The following is a 16,237-nucleotide window of genomic DNA, read 5'->3' on the forward strand; positions in this document are numbered from 1 at the left end:
ATGTCGCGCTTCCGAACGCGGGCAGGCCCGGCAGGGTACGACGAGAAGCGACGCGCCACAAGCCCGGTGTTCGGACGCGGCGGGCGCGGAAAGCTTCACCCATGAGTGCAGACATCCCCCCTCGACGAGACGCCGCGTACGACGCCGACGCGACGCGACCCGTCACCAATGCCGACGCGACGCGCCCCGTCACCCAGACCGACGCGACGCGACCCGTCACGCAGGCCGACACCGCCGACACCCGCATCCTTCCCGCCGACGACGTGCGCCGCACCGACGACGGTCGACTGGTGCGCGACGCCGACGGGCGGATCGTCCGCGACGGCGACGTGCGGCGGCCCGTGCCGGCGGACGGCGTGGGCGCCGTTCGCGACGACGACGTGCGCGCCCTCCGGGAGGACATGCTCGCGCGGGAGCAGGAGCGCTACGGCGGCATGAAGTTCGGCTCGGCCTTCTTCGGCTGGCTGACGGCCATGGGACTCGCCGTGCTGCTGACCGCCCTCGTCGCGGCGATCGGCGGAGCGATCGGCATGACGTCGCCTCAGACCGCGCAGGATGCCGCAGACGCCGCCAGCCAGAACCTCGGCACCGCGACGATCGTCGGCGCCGTCGTCATCGCGATCGTGCTGTTCGTCTCGTACTTCGCCGGCGGCTACGTCGCCGGACGCATGGCGCGGTTCAACGGGGTGCGGCAGGGCCTCGCCGTCTGGATCTGGGCCGTCGTCGTCGCGATCCTCCTCGCGATCATCACGGCGATCGCCGGCACGCAGTGGGACCTCCTCGGCACGCTCAACACGTTCCCGCGCATCCCGGTGTCGAGCGACACCCTGACGCTCACCGGCATCCTGACCGCTGTCGGCGCCGCGATCGTGACGCTCGCGGGCGCCATCCTCGGCGGTGCGGCCGGCATGCGCTACCACCGCCGCGTCGACCGAGCCGGCCTCGAAGCCGCCTGACCCCGGTCCCGGACGATCAGCGCTCCGGCTGCGTGCAGGTGAGCTGCGCGGCCGTCTGACCCGAGATCTGCGACGGCAGATCGACGCGCGCCTCGTCGGTGGATGACGGAGCGGGGGATGCCGCGTCCGTCGCCGCCGGCGAGGGCGCGGCATCCTGAACCGGCGACTCGGACGCCGGCGTCTCAGGCGCGGAAGCCGGAGAGGCCGAGTCGGCGGCCGGCGCCTCTCCCGTCACCTCGACGCCGTAGCCCTGGCTCGCCTCGCCGGTGAGGGTGAGCGGCCGGTTCTCGCGCAGCGCCTCGAAGAGCACCGTCGCCGCCGAGGTCACCGGCACGACATCGCTGCGTCCATTGCCCGGGCGATAGGACGTCGGGTACTGCACGAAGACGATGTCGTCGTAGGCGACGCCCTTCACGGCCATCGCGATCTGCACCATCAGCGTCGGGTTGGTGAGACCGGAGCTCAGCACCAGCTGGCCCTGCGTCACCTGCGACAGCGCGGTCGTCGCGAGGCTCAGGAGCACCTGCGGGTTGCCGAGCACATCGCCCGACTGCAGCTTGCGCACCATCGACGACATGAACTGCTGCTGATTCGAGATGCGGCCGAGGTCGGAGCCGTCGCCGATGCCGTGGCGGATGCGCAGGAACTGCAGCGCCTCGACGCCCTGCAGCGTGTGCGTGCCGGCGGTGAGGGTGAGGCCCGTGTGTCCGTCGCTGATGTCGCCCGCGACGCACACGTCGACACCGCCGATCGCGTCGGACATGTGGATGACGCCCGTCCAGCGGATGGCCGCCGCGAACTGGATCGGCTCCCCCGTCAGCTTCTCGACGGTCGCGGCCGTGCAGGCGAGACCGCCGTGCGTGTACGACGAGTTGAGCATCTGCGAACGACCCGCCGGGTAGTGGGTGCCGTCGGGGCCGGTGCACGCGGGAAGGTCGACGAGCATGTCACGCGGGATCGACACGACGGTGACGCGGCGCGGTGCATCGCTGATGTGCACGAGCATCGTGACGTCGTTGCGCTCACCCGGCGAGTCGTCGTTTCCGCAGCGCGGGAAGAGCGCGACGTCCTGGCCCTCGCAGGAGTCGGTGCCCACCATGAGCAGGTTGACGCCGCCCTCGATCGCCCCGAGCGACGGAGGGATCTCGTCGTCGCCCTCGAGCACGACGGCGTTGCCGGTGATGGCCGACGTGGTGTCCCACAGCGTGAACGACGCCACCCCGGCGACGGCGAGCGTCAGGACCGCGGCCACGACACCCACGAGGGCGATCATCTGGGTGAAGGGATGCCGCGACGGCAACTTTCCGTGCCGGGCGAGCGGTTCGGCGGCCCGGCGTTCCGCCGGGTCGGGTGTGCGGGCCAAGCCTCAGCCCTTGACGTTGCCGTTGGAGCAGGTGTTCTGCGCCGCGGTCTGGCCCGCGATGGACGAGGGCAGCTCGGCGGCCGTCTGGGTCGGCGCGGGCGTCGCGGCGTCGGTCGCAGCGGGAGTCGGCTCGGCCGCGGGCGTCTCCGCCGGCGTCGAGCCGGAATCCTCGGCGACGACGCCGTTGCCCTGGCTCAGGTCGCCCGTGAGCTGCAGCGGCTGGTTTGCGGCGAGCGCGGCGAGCAGAGCGTCGGCGGCGGACTTGTTCGGCACGACGCGGTTGGGGTCGGCCGGGTCGTCGATGACGGGGTACTGCACGAAGACGATCTCGTCGAACGGCACGTTCTTGACGGCGAGCGCGATCTGCACGAGCGTCAGCGGGTTCGTGAGGCTCTGCGACGGCGTGATGTTGTCGACGGCCGTCGTCGCGAGCTTGTACAGCGTGCCCGGGTTGGAGAGCACCTCTTCGCTCACGAGCTTGCGCGCCAGGCGCGACATGTACTGCTGCTGGTTGGAGATGCGACCGAGGTCTCCTCCGTTGCCGACGCCGTGGCGCGTGCGGAGGAACTGGAGGGCATCCATCCCCTGGATCGTGCGATTGCCGGCGGGCCAGTTGATGCCCGTGTAGGGGTCCTTGATGCCGTTCGCGAGACAAACCTCGACGCCGCCGATGGCGTTGGTGATCTCGATCACGCCGCCCCAGGTGATCTTGGCCGCGTACTGGATGTCGAGACCGGTGAGCTGCGACACCGTCTTCACAACGCACCCGAGACCGCCGTACGAGTACGAGGTGTTGAGCATCTGCTTGCTCATGGCCGACGTGGTCGTGCCGTCCTCCTTGGTGCAGGAGGGGATCGGGATCATGAGGTCGCGCGGGAACGAGATGACGGTGACGCGACGCGGATTGTCCGAGATGTGCACGAGCATGTTGACGTCGTTGAGCTCGCCACCGGCGTCGGGGCCCTCGCAGCGGTCGCCGAAGAGCGCCGCATAGGCCTTCTCGCAGGCATCCGTCCCCGCGAGGAAGAGGTTGACGCCGCCTTCGATGGCGCCGATGTCGGGCGGAACGGAGTCCTGGCCCTCGAGCGCGACCGCATCCTTCGTGAAGTTGGAGGTGAGGTCGTACGCCGCGTACGAGGCGATGCCGGCGCCGGCGACGAGCACGACCGCGAGCATGACGCCGACGACCTTCAGAATCTGGGTGAGCGGATGCGGAGACGTCAGCGCTCCGTGACGCGCAACCGTGCGACGGCCGCGCGCACCGGGCTTGATCGGCTCGCTCACTCGAGTCCTCTCGGCGGGGGAAAGGGCAACCGCACAATGCTCTCATGTGCGTCTGTGCCGCCGCTGAATAGGACCTGGGCTACGCGAACGTCAGGCGCCCCCGCACGATCGAGTCGCCCGAGTGGGCGGGGTTGCCGTCCACGGGCTCGAACGAGATGTCGACGAGGTCGTACTGCGACAGGTCGACGCCGTCGGGGATCGCGAACGACCCGGACCGGCCCTCCAGCACGCCGAGACTGATGAGCGCTCCGCCGTCGTTGCGGATGAGCCAGACCTCGCGGTACTCGCTCGACTGCGCATCGCCCTCGAGCGTCACGGTGAGGGTGCGTTCGCCGCTGCGCGACTCGTCGACGACGGCCGTGCCCTCGGCGTGCGGGTGGTCGGGGAACGCAGCGAGCGCCGCGGTCGCGATCGCCTCGGGACGCAGCATCCCGATCCCGACCCAGACTCCTGCCCCGATCGCGAGGACGAGCGCGAGCGACGCCGCGAGCGCCCAGATCCAGCGGGATCTGCGACGGGGGCGGGCCGCTTCGGCCGGGGCCTCGGGAGGAAGGGATGCCGGGGCATCGGCATCGGGCTCAGGATCGCGGGATGCCGGAGCCTCGGCGGCCGCGCCGACGCCGGTCAGGCCGAGCTCAGCGACGATGCCGTCCCACACGCGGGCGGGCGGGGCATCCAGGACCGTCTCGTCCACCGTGGCTCGGGCGACCACGACGGCGTGCGTGAGCTCGGAGACTTCCGCGCGGCAGTCGGCGCAGGTGGCGAGGTGCTCGCGCTCCTCGTCGGAGGCGACGGGCTCGCCCAAGGCGATCAGGGCGAGCTGTTCGGGATCAAGGTGTGACACGGGTCACCTCCAATCGGTTGCGCATTCGGGTGAGACTTCGGCGGATGTGGCTCTTGACGGTGCCGAGCGGCATCCCGAGCCTCCGCGAGATCTCCTCGTGGGTCAGATCGTCGAAGAACGCGAGACGCATGACGGTCTGCGCGTCGGGCTCGAGCTGCTGCAGCTCGCTGGCGACCAGGAGCGTCTCGGACAGGTCGGGCGGCTCGCGCACGAGGTCGTCGGGGCTCGTGAACCGCTCCATCTCGGCTTGGAGCGCCCGCACCTTGGCCCTCGACTCGTGCATGTCGGCGATGCGGCGACGCGCGATCGCGACGAGCCAGGTCGACAGCCGAGCCTTGCGGGAGTCGTACGACGCCCGCGACGTCCACGCCGACACGAAGGTGCGCTGCGTCACATCCTCGGCGTCGCCGCGATCGCCCAGCGACCGGAGAGCGAGCGTGAAGACGACGGGCGACCAGCGCCGGTACACCTCGGCGAGCGCCCGCTCGTCGCCCGCGACGAATCGGGCGTTGAGCAGCGCCTCGGCCGCGCCGGCCGCATCGGGCTCGGCGTCGGGTGCGGCATTCGGCTCCACGGGCTCCTCGCTTCGGTCGGGTCTCGCGACAGCGACCACGCTATCGGCAGGCGCCGACAGGGCGCCTCTCTGACATCTTCTTCCCCGCGAGACGCCGATTCGGATGCAGGCACAGCAATTTCAGAACAAGTGCATCCGAACCCCGCATCCCGCCGGAAGAACTGTTCAGCGCACCGACCGGAGCGCCTTCCATCGAAGGAGATGCACGATGAACAAGATCACCCGCACTTCGATCGCAGTACTCGCTGCGGCGGCCCTCGCCTTCGCCGCAGCTCCCGCTCACGCCACCGGCGGAGGCGCCCCCTCGGGCAACATCGTCGACGTCGCCGTCGCGGCGTCGGGCGGAGGCACCCCCGACAGCAACCACTCGGACTACGACATCCTCGTGCAGGCCGTGCTCGCGACGGGTCTCGCGCCCGTGCTGTCCGACCCCAACTCCACCTTCACCGTGTTCGCGCCGAACGACCGCGCGTTCATGCGCACGGTGCAGGACATCACGGGCGTCGCGCCGGCTTCGGAGGCCGACGCGCTGGCCACGATCACGACCACCTACACGCTCGACCAGATCAAGAACGTGCTGCTCTACCACGTGGTCGCGGGCAAGAAGCTCGGCCCCGTCGGCGTGCTGACGGCCGGCACCCTCACGATGGCCAACGGCGGCAAGGTCTGGCCGCGCGGCATCACCCTGCGCGATGAGACGGCCGCTCTCCCCGACCCGCACCTCATTCCGTGGAAGCTCAACATCCAGGCCTCGAACGGCGTCATCCACACGATCGACCGAGTGCTCGTTCCCACCCTCTGAATCACAGCACCCCCAGCACCGCCGCCCTCGTCTCCGGGGGCGGCGGTGTCATGCGTTCCGGGATGCCGCACCCCCGGCTCGTGTGCGTTTCATGAGATTCGGGATGCCGCGCCGCGGGCCGTGCGACTCACGAGATTCGGGATGCCGCACCCCGGGCCGTGCGACTCACGAGATTCGGGATGCTGCGCTCCCGGCCCGGCCCGCGTCCCGCGGGTGCGCGATAGCCTGCCCCTCGTGAGCGATGCGACGCGCGGTGACCTCGGAATCGGCCTTCCCGGAGAGACCCCCGCGGCCACCGTCGAGCGCGTCGCGGCGCTCGCGGAGGAGCTCGGGTTCGCGAGCTTCTGGCTCAACGACACCCCCAGGGGCGATTCACTGGCGGGGCTGCGCGCCGCGGCGGACTCGACGCGTCGCATCCGGCTGGCGAGCGGCGTCATCCCGATCGACCGGCGGAGCGCCGCCCAGATCATCGGCGACGTGCGCGACCTCGACCTGCCGGAGGGGCGACTCGTCGTCGGGATCGGCTCGGGCGGCCTGGCGCGCCCGCTCGCCGCTGTCGCAGAGGCGGCCGACGCGCTTCAGTCGGCTCTCGAGGCCGGCATCGTCATCGGGGCGCTCGGACCGCGGATGCGCCGGCTCGGGGCGACGGGATCCGACGGCGTCCTGCTCAACTGGCTCACCGCGCCGATCGCGGCCGAGACGGCGGACGAGATCCACCGTGCGGCCGGGGACGCCGGCCGGGACGGGCGCGCGATCCTCTACCTCCGCACCGCGATCGAGCCCGATGCGCGCGAGGCGCTCGCGCAGCAGGCGGCGCTCTACGGAAGCATCCCGTCGTACGCGAAGAACTTCGCCGCGCTCGGCATCTCGGCCCTCGATGCCGCCATCGGTCCGGACGACGACGTGTCCGGGCGGCTCGGCGAGTACCTGACGAGCGTCGACGAGGTCGTGCTCCGGGTCATCACGGCCGACGCCTCCGAGCGCAGCTATCTCGACTTCGTGAAGCGGGCCGCCGACCTCGCGCGCGACGGAGGGTGATGCGCTCGCGCCGCGGGGACGGGCTGCTGTCGGTGGCGTGCGGAAGAGTGGTGGCATGATCTCGACGTCGCCCACCCTGGCCGATGCGCTCGGCGCGCTGCGCTCCCTCGTCGGCCGGGACGACGCCGGGTTCCACGACGGCCAGTTCGAGGCGATCGAGGCCCTCGTCGACGATCATCGCCGCGCGCTCGTCGTGCAGCGCACCGGATGGGGCAAGTCGGGCGTGTACTTCGTCGCGACGCTGCTGCTGCGCGCTCGAGGTGCGGGCCCGACCGTGCTGGTCTCGCCCCTCCTCGCGCTCATGCGGGATCAGATCGCCGCCGCGCAGCGGGCCGGCGTGCGGGCCGTGGCGATCAACTCCACGAACGCGCACGAGTGGGGCGACGTGCTCGCGCAACTCGATCGCGACGAGGTCGACGTGCTGCTGGTGTCGCCCGAGCGGCTGAACAATCCGTCGTTCCGCGACGAGCAGCTCCCGCAGCTGATCCCCCGGATCGGGATGCTTGTGGTCGACGAGGCGCACTGCATCAGCGACTGGGGTCACGACTTCCGGCCCGACTACCGCCGCCTGCGCGACCTCATCGCCCGCATCCCGGCGGGCGTGCCCGTGCTGGCGACGACGGCGACGGCGAACAGCCGCGTCGTGGCGGATGTCGCCGAGCAGCTCGGCGCGCTCGATGAGAGCGGCGGCTCGCCCGAGGTGCTCGTCATCAGAGGGCCCCTCGCCCGCACGTCGCTGCGACTCGGCGTGCTGCGTCTGCGCGACGCGCCGAGCCGGCTGGCGTGGCTGATCAGCCACCTCGACGATCTCCCCGGCTCCGGGATCATCTACACGCTCACCGTCGCGGCGGCGAACGACACGGCTCGGGCGCTCCGCGACCGGGGGTACGAGGTGCGCGCGTACACGGGGCAGACCGATCCCGACGAGCGCGAGGAATCCGAGGCGCTCCTGAAGGACAACAGGGTCAAGGCGCTCATCGCGACGAGCGCCCTGGGCATGGGCTTCGACAAGCCCGACCTCGGCTTCGTCGTCCACCTCGGCGCCCCCTCGTCGCCGGTGTCGTATTACCAGCAGGTGGGCCGCGCCGGTCGTGCCACCGCATCCGCCGACGTCCTGCTCCTTCCCGGCGCGGAGGACCGCGACATCTGGCATTACTTCGCGACGGCGTCGATGCCCGACCGCGAGCGCGCCGAGCGCGTGCTGTCGGCGCTCGCCGGGGCCACCGCTCCCCTGTCGACCCCGGCCCTCGAGGCGATGGTCGACATCCGGCGCACTCCGCTCGAGCTGCTGCTGAAGGTGCTCGACGTCGATGGCGCGGTCGCCCGGGTGCAGGGCGGCTGGATCGCGACCGGGCAGCCGTGGTCGTACGACGAGGAGCGCTACACCCGCATCGCCGCGGAGCGGCTGGCCGAGCAGCAGCACATGATCGAGTACGAAGAGACCGACGCGTGCCGCATGGAGTTCCTCCAGCGCTCGCTCGACGACGACACGGCCACGCCGTGCGGCCGATGCGACAACTGCGCGGGCGCCTGGTTTCCGGCATCCATCGGCAAAGAGGCGACGGATGCCGCCGCCGCGGCTCTCGATCGCGTCGGCGTGCCGATCGAACCCCGCCGGCAGTGGCCGACGGGCGCCGACCGCCTCGGTGTTCCGCTGCGAGGACGCATCGCCGCCGATGAGCAGGCCGATGAGGGCCGGGCACTCGCGCGGCTGACCGACCTCGGCTGGGGAGGAACGCTGCGTGAGCTCTTCGGCGCGAGCGCCGCCGACGCCCCCGTCCCGCCGACCGTGCTCGGCGCGTGCGTCCGCGTGCTGGCCGACTGGGGCTGGGCGGAGCGACCCGTCGGCGTGATCGCGATGCCGTCGCGGTCGAAGCCGCAGCTGCTCGACTCGCTCGCACGCGGCATCGCCGACGTCGGACGCCTCCCCCTGCTCGGCACCCTCGATCTCGTCGCGGGCGGGCCGAGCGGCGGCCCCGGCGGCAACAGCGCCTTCCGGCTGGCCGGAGTGTGGGACCGGTTCTCGGCGGCAGGCCTCGAGGTGCCGGCGGGTCCGGTCCTGCTCGTCGACGACCTCGTCGACAGCCGGTGGACGCTCACAGTGGCCGCACGCGAACTCCGCCGAGCCGGTGCGACGAGGGTGCTCCCCTTCGCGCTCGCGCTGCGCGGCTGATCTCGCGCTGTGCGACGGTCTCGCGCTGTGCGGGCGATCTAACTCTCGACCATGCGGGAGCTGCCCATCAGCCGATGCGGCGTGATGTGGATCGCAACCCGCAGCGGGTTCTCGCGCGGCTGTCGGTAGCGCTGGGCGTAGAGGGCGACCGCCTCCGCCACGGCGTCCGGGTCGTCGTGGACGGTCGCCGTTCCTTGGAAGGTGATCCAGTCCGGTCCCTGAAGCTGGCTGATCGTGGCCGTCCCGTCCCGGCGGATGTTGCGCACCTTCTGGGAGCCGCCCGACGTGATGATGCGCAGGATGCCGTCGTGCAGCGTGAATCCGACGGGCACCGTGTGGATTCCGCCCCACGGTGCGAGGGTCGACAGCGTCGCGAGGTGGCGCTCGCGGGTGAACTCGATTCCGTCAGGGGTCAGTGCTCGCACGCTTACACGCTAACCGCAGACGTGCGGCATGCTCGGACTCATGGCTCCCGAACCCAGCGGCTTCGATTTCACCGTCCGCGGCGATTCCGTGGAGATCCGCCACAACGGACGCCCGGCCGCGACGCTGCGGAAGTCGGCCGCCGCGAAGTTCCTCGACGCCGTCGAGCGCGACGACCCTCAGCTCGTGATGGCGCGGGTCACCGGACACTACAAGCGGGGCAACGAGCGGCAGGGGTCGGCTCGGCCGTAGGCGTCTTCCCGCGTCTCGCGCCCGGCAGCTCAGCGACCGGTGGGAGGCAGCTTGTCCACCCCGTGCCGGTTCGGCTTGTCGGGCTCCGCGGCCGTCCGCGGCGAGGCATCCGGTCTGTCTGCGGGCCTGCCCACATCAGGATAGGTGGGCTGCTCGGCATCCACCTCGTCGTCGCGTTCGTCGCGCGGCGGCAGGTGATCGAGGGGCTGCGTGGCGTCTTCTCGTCCCGTCATGCGCTCAGCCTGACCCCCGCTCCGACTTCCGGGAGGGGGCTTGCCATCGCCGACGAATAAGCGGAGGGTGTGGGATTCGAACCCACGGGACATTGCTGCCCACTGGTTTTCAAGACCAGGTCCATCGGCCGCTCGGACAACCCTCCCGGGCGGATGCAACGGCATCCGTCGACCGCACGCGAGTCTATCCGACGGCGACGCGCGTCAGAGCTTGCGGAGCACCTCGGCGACGCCGCCGGCCTCGACCGACGCGGTCACCTCGGAGGCGGCATCCCGAACCTCTTGAGGGCCCTGGGCCATCGCGACGGCCCGTCCCCCGTGCTTGCGCGCCCACTCGAACATTCCGACGTCGTTGCGGCCGTCCCCGATCACGAGCACGTGCGCGGGGTCGACGCCGAGCCACTGCCGCACGTGCTCGAGGCCCGTCGACTTGTCCACGCCCTTCGGCGCGATGTCGAGCCACGCCGTCCAGCCGACGGCGTACGACACCTGGTTCAAACCGATGCGGGAGACGAGGTCGACGAAGTCCTGCTCGCTCTGCCCGGGCGACACGACGACGACGCGGCAGACGGGCTGGGCGGTGAGCTCCTCGAACGGCACACGGGCGGCGTTGATCAGGTTCCAGTCGTCGAGCCACTCCGTGTAGAGGCGGCGGCCGTCGGGCAGCTCGACCATGTAGCGCGCGTCGGGGAGGTGCTCGCGCAGCAGCGTCAGCACCTCGGTCGCGTCGAACGTCTCGACGTGGAACCGCTCGTAGTCGACCTCGTCACCGTCGACGCGACGCAGGACGACGGCGCCGTTCGAGCAGACCACGAACTCGGGCGCGATCCTCAGAGCGCGGAGGATGCCGCGAGTGCCCTCCCACGAGCGCCCCGTCGCGAGCATCACCTCGTGGCCCGCGCGGTGCGCGTGCTCGACGGCCTCGACGACTCCGGGCGACAGCGACTCGTCCTCGAGGATGATCGTGCCGTCGATATCGAGCACGATGAGCAGGCGGTCGGTGGCGAGGGCCGGGTCCTCGGTGTCGCGCGCGATCTCCTCGACGAGCTTGGCCGCCTTCTTCGGCTTTACGACCTTGATGCTGCCCGTCGGCGGGAGATGCGCCTCGGTCACGCGATGGGCTCCAGAACCTCGAGACCGCCCAGGTACGGACGCAGCACCTGGGGCACGGTGACCGAGCCGTCGGCACGCTGGTGCGTCTCGAGGATCGCGACGATCCAGCGCGTGGTCGCGAGCGTGCCGTTGAGCGTCGCGACGTGCTGCGTCTTTCCTCCGTCGGGGCGGAAGCGGATGTCGAGCCGCCGAGCCTGATACGTGGTGCAGTTGCTCGTCGAGGTCAGCTCGCGGTAGGCGCCCTGCGTCGGGACCCACGCCTCGACGTCGAACTTGCGCGCGGCGCTCGAACCGAGATCTCCGGCGGCGACGTCGATCACCCGGTACGCGAGACCGAGGTCCTGGAGCATCCCCTCCTGCATCGCCACGAGGCGATCATGCTCGGCCTCGGCGTCATCCGGTGTCGTGTAGATGAACATCTCGAGCTTGTTGAACTGGTGCACGCGGATGATGCCGCGGGTGTCCTTGCCGTACGAGCCCGCCTCGCGGCGGTAGCAGGTCGACCAGCCGGCGTAGCGCTTCGGGCCGCGCGCGAAGTCGAGGATCTCGTCCATGTGGTACCCGGCGAGAGGCACCTCGCTCGTGCCGACGAGGTAGAGGTCGTCCTCTTCCAGGTGGTAGATCTCGTCGGCGTGCTGGCCGAGGAACCCCGTGCCGCGCATGACCTCGGGCCGCACGAGCGTCGGCGGGATGATCGGCGTGAAGCCCGCCTGCAGCGCGCGGTCGAGGGCGAGCGTCATGAGCGCCAGCTCGAGGCGCGCGCCGATGCCCGTGAGGAAGTAGAAGCGGCTGCCCGAGACCTTCGTGCCGCGCTCCATGTCGATCGCGCCGAGGATCTCGCCGATCTCGAGGTGGTCGCGGGGCTCGAAGTCGAACTGCGCGGGCTCGCCGCGCGTGCGGAGCGTGACGAAGTCGGCCTCGCCTCCGGCGGGAACCCCGTCGATGATGATGTTCTCGAGCTTCGCGAACGCGGCGTCCGACGCCTCCTCGGCCTCGGTGACCGCACGCTGCGCGTCTTTCACCCGGTCGCTCAACTCCTTCGCCTCGGCGACGAGGGCGGCCTTCTCCTCCTTGGGAGCCTGCGCGACCTTCTTGCCGTGCGCGTTCTGCGCGGCGCGGAGCTCTTCGAACGTCGTGATCGCCGCGCGGCGCGACCGGTCGGCGGCGAGAGCGTCGTCGACCGTGTCGGGCGACTCCCCCCGTGCCTCCTGCGAGCGCTTGACCAGCTCGGGATTCTCGCGGAGAAGAACGGGATCGATCATCCGTCAAGTTTAGGGTCGGGCCGAGTGGATGCCGCCCGCCGCGGTTTCAGGTCGTGGACGGCCGAACGACGCGACCGCAAGCCCTAGCGGGAGAGGGATGCCGCGGCTCTATGGTTGTACGCATGACAGCGGGCACCGGGCCAGACGACGACACGGCTCGACCGGCGGAGGACCCGCCCCACCCCTCGGACAAGATCTACGCCGACGGTCCCGATACGCGCGAGATCGCCATCTCCGAGGAGGCGATCCGCGCGCAGGCCGAGAAGCTGGCCGCCGAGGAGGGCGACCAGATCCCGCCTCAGCCGTCGGACTCCGCCGACGAGGAGAGCGACAAGGCCGACAAGGGCGAGGCGGACGACGACTCGGAGCACGGCGAGACGGGCGACAAGCCCGAGCAGGGCGAAGCGAGCGACAAGCCGGCCGAGGCGAACGAGAAGCCCGCCACGTCGGGCGACAAGCCCGACCCCGTGGAGGCGGCCGAGCCCGACAGCGTCATCCACGAGCCGGAAGACATCTCGTCCGACACGTCCGACGACGAGTCGGGCGAAGCGCGCCGCGTGGGCACCGAGGGCGACACGAAGGCGATGGGCGGCGGTGAGGAGCGCCCGAACCCCAAGGCGGCGCTCGTCTACAACCCCATCAAGGTGGATGCCGAGACCCTGCGTGCGTCGGTCGAGCGGCTCTCCGCCGAGGCCGGCTGGTCCGAACCGCTCTTCTACGAGACGACGGTCGACGACCTCGGCGACGACGTCACCCGCCAGGCGCTGGAGGTGGGCGTGGACGCCGTGCTCGTCGCGGGTGGCGACGGCACCGTGCGAGCCGTGTCGGAGGCGATGGCGTCGAGCGGTGTGCCGCTCACGATCGTGCCGAGCGGCACGGGCAACCTGCTCGCCCGCAACCTGCGGCTTCCCCTCGACGATCCCGAGGCGATGATCCGCGCGACCTTCGACGGCCACACCGTCGGCGTCGACATCGGCTTCGCGGCGCTGCGCCGGCCGGACGGCAAGACCGAGGAGCGGGCCTTCGTCGTCATGGGCGGCATGGGGCTGGACGCGGCGATGATCGCCAACACCAACTCGAAGCTCAAGAAGTCGGTGGGCTGGGTCGCGTACGTCGACGGCGCCGCCCGCTCGCTCCCCGGAGCCAAGCCGTTCCGCATCATGTACCAGATCACGGGTCACCGGCTTCATTCCGCCCGCGTGCAGAGCGTGCTCTTCGCCAACTGCGGGTCGCTCCCGGCTGGGCTCGAGCTCATCCCCGAGGCATCCGTCACCGACGGCACCATGGACGTCGTGATCTTCCAGCCCAAAGGACTCTTCGGGTGGCTCTTCGTCTGGCGCCGCGTCGCGTGGGACAACAGCTTCCTGCGCAAGTTCCGTGCGGGCCGGCAGGTGCTCGCGCTGCGCACGAGGGACAACGCCGTGCGCTATGCGCGGGGCGCCGAGCTGGAGGTCGGCACGTCGGACGCGCAGTTCGTGCAGCTCGACGGCGACGAGTTCGGCGAGGCGGTGAGCATCCGCGCCCGCGTCGTCCACGAGGGGCTCGCGATCGCGGTGCCCTCCGGTCACGACATCGACGGCATCTAGGGCCGGTCTTCCTGCCGGAACCGGCGACCCGCGTGCACGAACTCCTCAAGAACCGTGCGGGCGGGGCCGCTGTGCGGCGTGTCGCCCGCCGAGACGACAGTTCTTGAGGAGTTCGTGCACGGCGGGAGCTGGGGCGACGCATCCGTCATTTGAGGAGTTCGTGCGCGGCCGGAGCCGCTGCCGAGGCATCCGTCGGTTGAGGAGTTCGTGCACGGCCGGAGCCGCTGCCGCGGCATCCATCACCCCTTGACGGCGCCCCCGAGACCCGCCGACCGCAGGAAGACGGACTGGAAGACCAGGAACATCGCGATCGGGATGAGCGTCGCGATCGCGAGGGCGGCGAGGAAGACGTCGAGCTCGGTCTGGCTCTGCACGGCGGGAAGGCGCACCGAGAGCGGCTGTACGGCGGGGTCGGGCAGCACGAGCATGGGCCAGAGGTAGTCCTTCCACGCGGCGATGATCGCGAAGACCGAGACGACGCCGAGGATAGGCTTCGACATCGGCAGCACGACCGACCAGAAGAGCCGGAAGGGGCCGGCGCCGTCGGTCTTCGCTGCCTCGAACACCTCGCGCGGCAGATTGTCGAAGAACCGCTTCACCAGCAGGATGTTGAACGCGTTCGCCGACATCGGCAGCCACACGGCGAGGTAGTTGTTGAGCAGCGAGCCGCCGATGAGCGGCGGGTGCACGATCGTCAGGTAGAGCGGCACGAGCAGCACGATCCCCGGGATGAACAGCGTCGCGAGCACGAGCGCGTTGAGAATCGGCGCGTACTTCGGCCGCAGCACGGAGAGGGCATAGCCCGCGGTCGTCGCGATGAACAGCTGCGACCCCCACGCGCCCGCGGCGATCACGACGGTGTTGAAGAAGTACTGGTCGATGTGGATGTCGTTCCACGCCGTGGACAGATTCGCCCAGTCGATGCCGTTGGGCCACAGGGCGAAGGGCTGCGTCAGGGTGTCCTGCGTCGGCGTGACGGCGGATTTCGCGAGCCACAGGATCGGCCCGAGGCCCGCGATCACGAGCGTCACGAAGAGGAAGACATGCGTCAGGCCCATGCCGAGGCGCGTGCCGGGACGACGGCGCTCGGAGTCGGAGATGACGGTGCGCACGGTGTCGTCGTCGACGCTCGACCGACGTCGGCGCCGTCGCGAGACGAGTCCGCGACCCTTCGACAGGCTCAGGGACCGAGGAGCGTCCGCACCCTTGATGATCGAGCTCATTGCGTGCTCCAGCGGTCGGTCAGCCTGAAGTACACCCAGGACAGGACGGCGAGCACGATCGCGAGCAGCACCGAGACGGCCGTCGCTTCGCCGAGGTCGCCGCCGAGGCTGTTCCGGAAGGCCTTGTCGTAGATGTAGAGGAGGATCGTCTTCGTCGCGCCCGCCGGACCGCCGCCCGTGAAGAGGTACGGCTCGAGGAACACCTGCGCGGTCGCGATGACCTGCAGGATCAGCATGATGAAGAGGATGCCACGCAGCTGCGGGATCGTGACGTGCCAGACCTTGCGCCAGATGCCCGCACCGTCGACCTCGGCCGCGTCGTACAGCTCGGGCGGCACCGACAGGAGCGCCGCAAGGTAGATGATGATCGACCCACCGGCCGCGGCCCACGTCGCCTCGAGCACGAGCGACGGCATCGCCTGCACGGCGGACTGGATCCACGGCTGGGGCGGGATGCCGAACCAGCCGAGCACCGTGTTGAAGACGCCGTTCGGATCGGCGCTGTAGAAGAAGCGCCACAGCAGCACCGCGACGACGGGCGGGATCACGACGGGAAGGTACCCGAGGGCCGAGTAGAGGCCCTTCGCGCGGCGGACCTCACTCATGAGCACGGCCACGAACAGCGGGAGCGGGAAGCCGAACAGCAGAGCGAGGACCGCGAAGTAGATCGTGTTGACGACGGCGCGGCCGAGCTCGGGATCGGTCAGCACCGCGACGTAATTGTCGAGCCCGACGAACGTCGACACGATGAGGTTGGTCTTCTCGAAGCTCATGACGACCGACTGCACGATCGGCCGCCACGAGAAGAAGAAGAACACGAACACCATCGGCGCGACGAAGAGCAGGTTCCACAGGCCGCCGCCGCGATACCAGGTCACGGGTGTGCGCCGGCGTCGTCGCCGCGCGGGTGGAGCGTCGGCGGGCGGGATGGATGCCGCGGCCGGCCGCTCCTTCGTCGTCATGGTCATTTCGTCTCCGGTTGTCTTCTCCGGCTGATCTCCGGCCGTCTTCCCGTCCCCGAGCCTGTCGAGGCGTCGTGGGCGACCCCTCGACAGGCTCGGGGACCACCCCTCGGCAGGCTCGGGGACCACCCCTCGACAGGCTCGGGGAC

General features: G+C 70.5%; 16 protein-coding genes and 1 tRNA gene. 6 read left to right on the forward strand and 11 right to left on the reverse strand.

Translation table 11 applies throughout. The annotated features are described in order from the left end of the window. Positions 1-101 precede the first annotated feature (101 nt). Entirely contained in the window at positions 102-956 is an 855-nt protein-coding gene (locus AAIB33_RS13640) for a YrzE family protein (RefSeq protein WP_345800504.1), read from the forward strand. A gap of 16 nt (positions 957-972) precedes the next feature. On the opposite strand, the gene AAIB33_RS13645 is transcribed toward AAIB33_RS13640, so the two are convergent. From AAIB33_RS13645 to AAIB33_RS13660, 4 genes are all read right to left on the reverse strand, one after another. Continuing rightward, positions 973-2,319: an LCP family protein gene (locus AAIB33_RS13645; protein ID WP_345800505.1), complete on the reverse strand. Its 1,347-nt coding sequence runs from the start codon at positions 2,317-2,319 to the stop codon at positions 973-975. Between the two features lie 3 nt (positions 2,320-2,322). Next, positions 2,323-3,603: an LCP family protein gene (locus AAIB33_RS13650; RefSeq protein ID WP_345800506.1), complete on the reverse strand. Its 1,281-nt coding sequence runs from the start codon at positions 3,601-3,603 to the stop codon at positions 2,323-2,325. A gap of 79 nt (positions 3,604-3,682) precedes the next feature. After that, a complete protein-coding gene (locus AAIB33_RS13655; RefSeq protein WP_345800507.1) occupies positions 3,683-4,447 on the reverse strand; it encodes an anti-sigma factor in 765 nt (254 codons plus the stop codon). Continuing rightward, positions 4,434-5,021 (reverse strand): sigma-70 family RNA polymerase sigma factor, encoded by a 588-nt coding sequence (locus AAIB33_RS13660; protein ID WP_345800508.1) that lies wholly within the window; start codon positions 5,019-5,021, stop codon positions 4,434-4,436. Before AAIB33_RS13660 ends, AAIB33_RS13655 begins: the two co-directional genes overlap by 14 nt. 208 nt (positions 5,022-5,229) lie before the next feature. Between AAIB33_RS13660 and AAIB33_RS13665 the strand changes: the two genes are divergently transcribed. The 3 genes from AAIB33_RS13665 (at position 5,230) to AAIB33_RS13675 (ending at position 9,034) form a co-directional block, all read left to right on the forward strand. Further along, a complete protein-coding gene (locus AAIB33_RS13665) occupies positions 5,230-5,823 on the forward strand; it encodes a fasciclin domain-containing protein (RefSeq protein ID WP_345800509.1) in 594 nt (197 codons plus the stop codon). A 234-nt stretch (positions 5,824-6,057) separates the two neighbouring features. Beyond that, a complete protein-coding gene (locus AAIB33_RS13670) occupies positions 6,058-6,861 on the forward strand; it encodes an LLM class flavin-dependent oxidoreductase (RefSeq protein WP_345800510.1) in 804 nt (267 codons plus the stop codon). 55 nt (positions 6,862-6,916) lie between these two features. Further along, entirely contained in the window at positions 6,917-9,034 is a 2,118-nt protein-coding gene (locus tag AAIB33_RS13675) for a DEAD/DEAH box helicase (protein ID WP_345800511.1), read from the forward strand. A 38-nt stretch (positions 9,035-9,072) separates the two neighbouring features. Here the strand turns inward: AAIB33_RS13675 and AAIB33_RS13680 are convergent, their stop codons facing one another. Next, positions 9,073-9,459 (reverse strand): PPOX class F420-dependent oxidoreductase, encoded by a 387-nt coding sequence (locus AAIB33_RS13680; protein WP_345800512.1) that lies wholly within the window; start codon positions 9,457-9,459, stop codon positions 9,073-9,075. A 40-nt stretch (positions 9,460-9,499) separates the two neighbouring features. On the opposite strand from AAIB33_RS13680, the gene AAIB33_RS13685 reads away from it, so the two are divergent. Beyond that, complete coding sequence (locus AAIB33_RS13685) at positions 9,500-9,709, forward strand: hypothetical protein (protein WP_345800513.1); 210 nt, start codon at positions 9,500-9,502, stop codon at positions 9,707-9,709. A gap of 29 nt (positions 9,710-9,738) precedes the next feature. Here the strand turns inward: AAIB33_RS13685 and AAIB33_RS13690 are convergent, their stop codons facing one another. The 4 genes from AAIB33_RS13690 to serS form a co-directional block, all read right to left on the reverse strand. After that, on the reverse strand, positions 9,739-9,942 hold the full coding sequence (locus AAIB33_RS13690) for a hypothetical protein (RefSeq protein ID WP_345800514.1): 204 nt from the start codon (positions 9,940-9,942) through the stop codon (positions 9,739-9,741). 61 nt (positions 9,943-10,003) lie between these two features. Further along, positions 10,004-10,088 (reverse strand) — tRNA-Ser (locus tag AAIB33_RS13695). Between the two features lie 58 nt (positions 10,089-10,146). Continuing rightward, a complete protein-coding gene (locus AAIB33_RS13700) occupies positions 10,147-11,055 on the reverse strand; it encodes an HAD family hydrolase (RefSeq protein WP_345800515.1) in 909 nt (302 codons plus the stop codon). Next, positions 11,052-12,317 (reverse strand): serine--tRNA ligase, encoded by a 1,266-nt coding sequence (serS, locus tag AAIB33_RS13705; RefSeq protein WP_345800516.1) that lies wholly within the window; start codon positions 12,315-12,317, stop codon positions 11,052-11,054. The genes AAIB33_RS13700 and serS overlap by 4 nt, the downstream gene beginning before the upstream one ends. A 122-nt stretch (positions 12,318-12,439) precedes the next feature. Between serS and AAIB33_RS13710 the strand changes: the two genes are divergently transcribed. Next, the gene (locus AAIB33_RS13710) at positions 12,440-13,903 is read left to right on the forward strand and encodes a diacylglycerol kinase family protein (RefSeq protein WP_345800517.1); all 1,464 of its coding nucleotides are present in this window, start codon (positions 12,440-12,442) and stop codon (positions 13,901-13,903) included. Between the two features lie 239 nt (positions 13,904-14,142). Here AAIB33_RS13710 and AAIB33_RS13715 read toward each other — a convergent pair whose 3' ends face one another. Together AAIB33_RS13715 and AAIB33_RS13720 are read right to left on the reverse strand one after the other, a co-directional pair. Further along, positions 14,143-15,126 carry a carbohydrate ABC transporter permease gene (locus AAIB33_RS13715; protein WP_345800518.1) on the reverse strand — a complete coding sequence of 328 codons (984 nt, stop codon included), beginning with the start codon at positions 15,124-15,126 and terminating at the stop codon, positions 14,143-14,145. Continuing rightward, on the reverse strand, positions 15,123-16,094 hold the full coding sequence (locus tag AAIB33_RS13720; protein WP_345800519.1) for a sugar ABC transporter permease: 972 nt from the start codon (positions 16,092-16,094) through the stop codon (positions 15,123-15,125). The genes AAIB33_RS13715 and AAIB33_RS13720 overlap by 4 nt, the downstream gene beginning before the upstream one ends. Between the last annotated feature and the right edge of the window lie 143 nt (positions 16,095-16,237).

It is taken from the genome of Microbacterium sp. AZCO, assembly GCF_039614715.1.
In the GTDB taxonomy this organism is placed as follows: domain Bacteria; phylum Actinomycetota; class Actinomycetes; order Actinomycetales; family Microbacteriaceae; genus Microbacterium.

Excerpts from the sequence above, each read along its gene's own strand:
- AAIB33_RS13665 (WP_345800509.1), top strand. The coding sequence starts at position 5,230 with ATGAACAAGATCACCCGCACTTCGATCGCAGTACTCGCTGCGGCGGCC.
- AAIB33_RS13640 (WP_345800504.1), top strand. The coding sequence starts at position 102 with ATGAGTGCAGACATCCCCCCTCGACGAGACGCCGCGTACGACGCCGAC.
- AAIB33_RS13715 (WP_345800518.1), bottom strand. The coding sequence starts at position 15,126 with ATGAGCTCGATCATCAAGGGTGCGGACGCTCCTCGGTCCCTGAGCCTG.
- serS (WP_345800516.1), bottom strand. The coding sequence starts at position 12,317 with ATGATCGATCCCGTTCTTCTCCGCGAGAATCCCGAGCTGGTCAAGCGC.
- AAIB33_RS13720 (WP_345800519.1), bottom strand. The coding sequence starts at position 16,094 with ATGACCATGACGACGAAGGAGCGGCCGGCCGCGGCATCCATCCCGCCC.
- AAIB33_RS13710 (WP_345800517.1), top strand. The coding sequence starts at position 12,440 with ATGACAGCGGGCACCGGGCCAGACGACGACACGGCTCGACCGGCGGAG.
- AAIB33_RS13690 (WP_345800514.1), bottom strand. The coding sequence starts at position 9,942 with ATGACGGGACGAGAAGACGCCACGCAGCCCCTCGATCACCTGCCGCCG.
- AAIB33_RS13675 (WP_345800511.1), top strand. The coding sequence starts at position 6,917 with ATGATCTCGACGTCGCCCACCCTGGCCGATGCGCTCGGCGCGCTGCGC.
- AAIB33_RS13685 (WP_345800513.1), top strand. The coding sequence starts at position 9,500 with ATGGCTCCCGAACCCAGCGGCTTCGATTTCACCGTCCGCGGCGATTCC.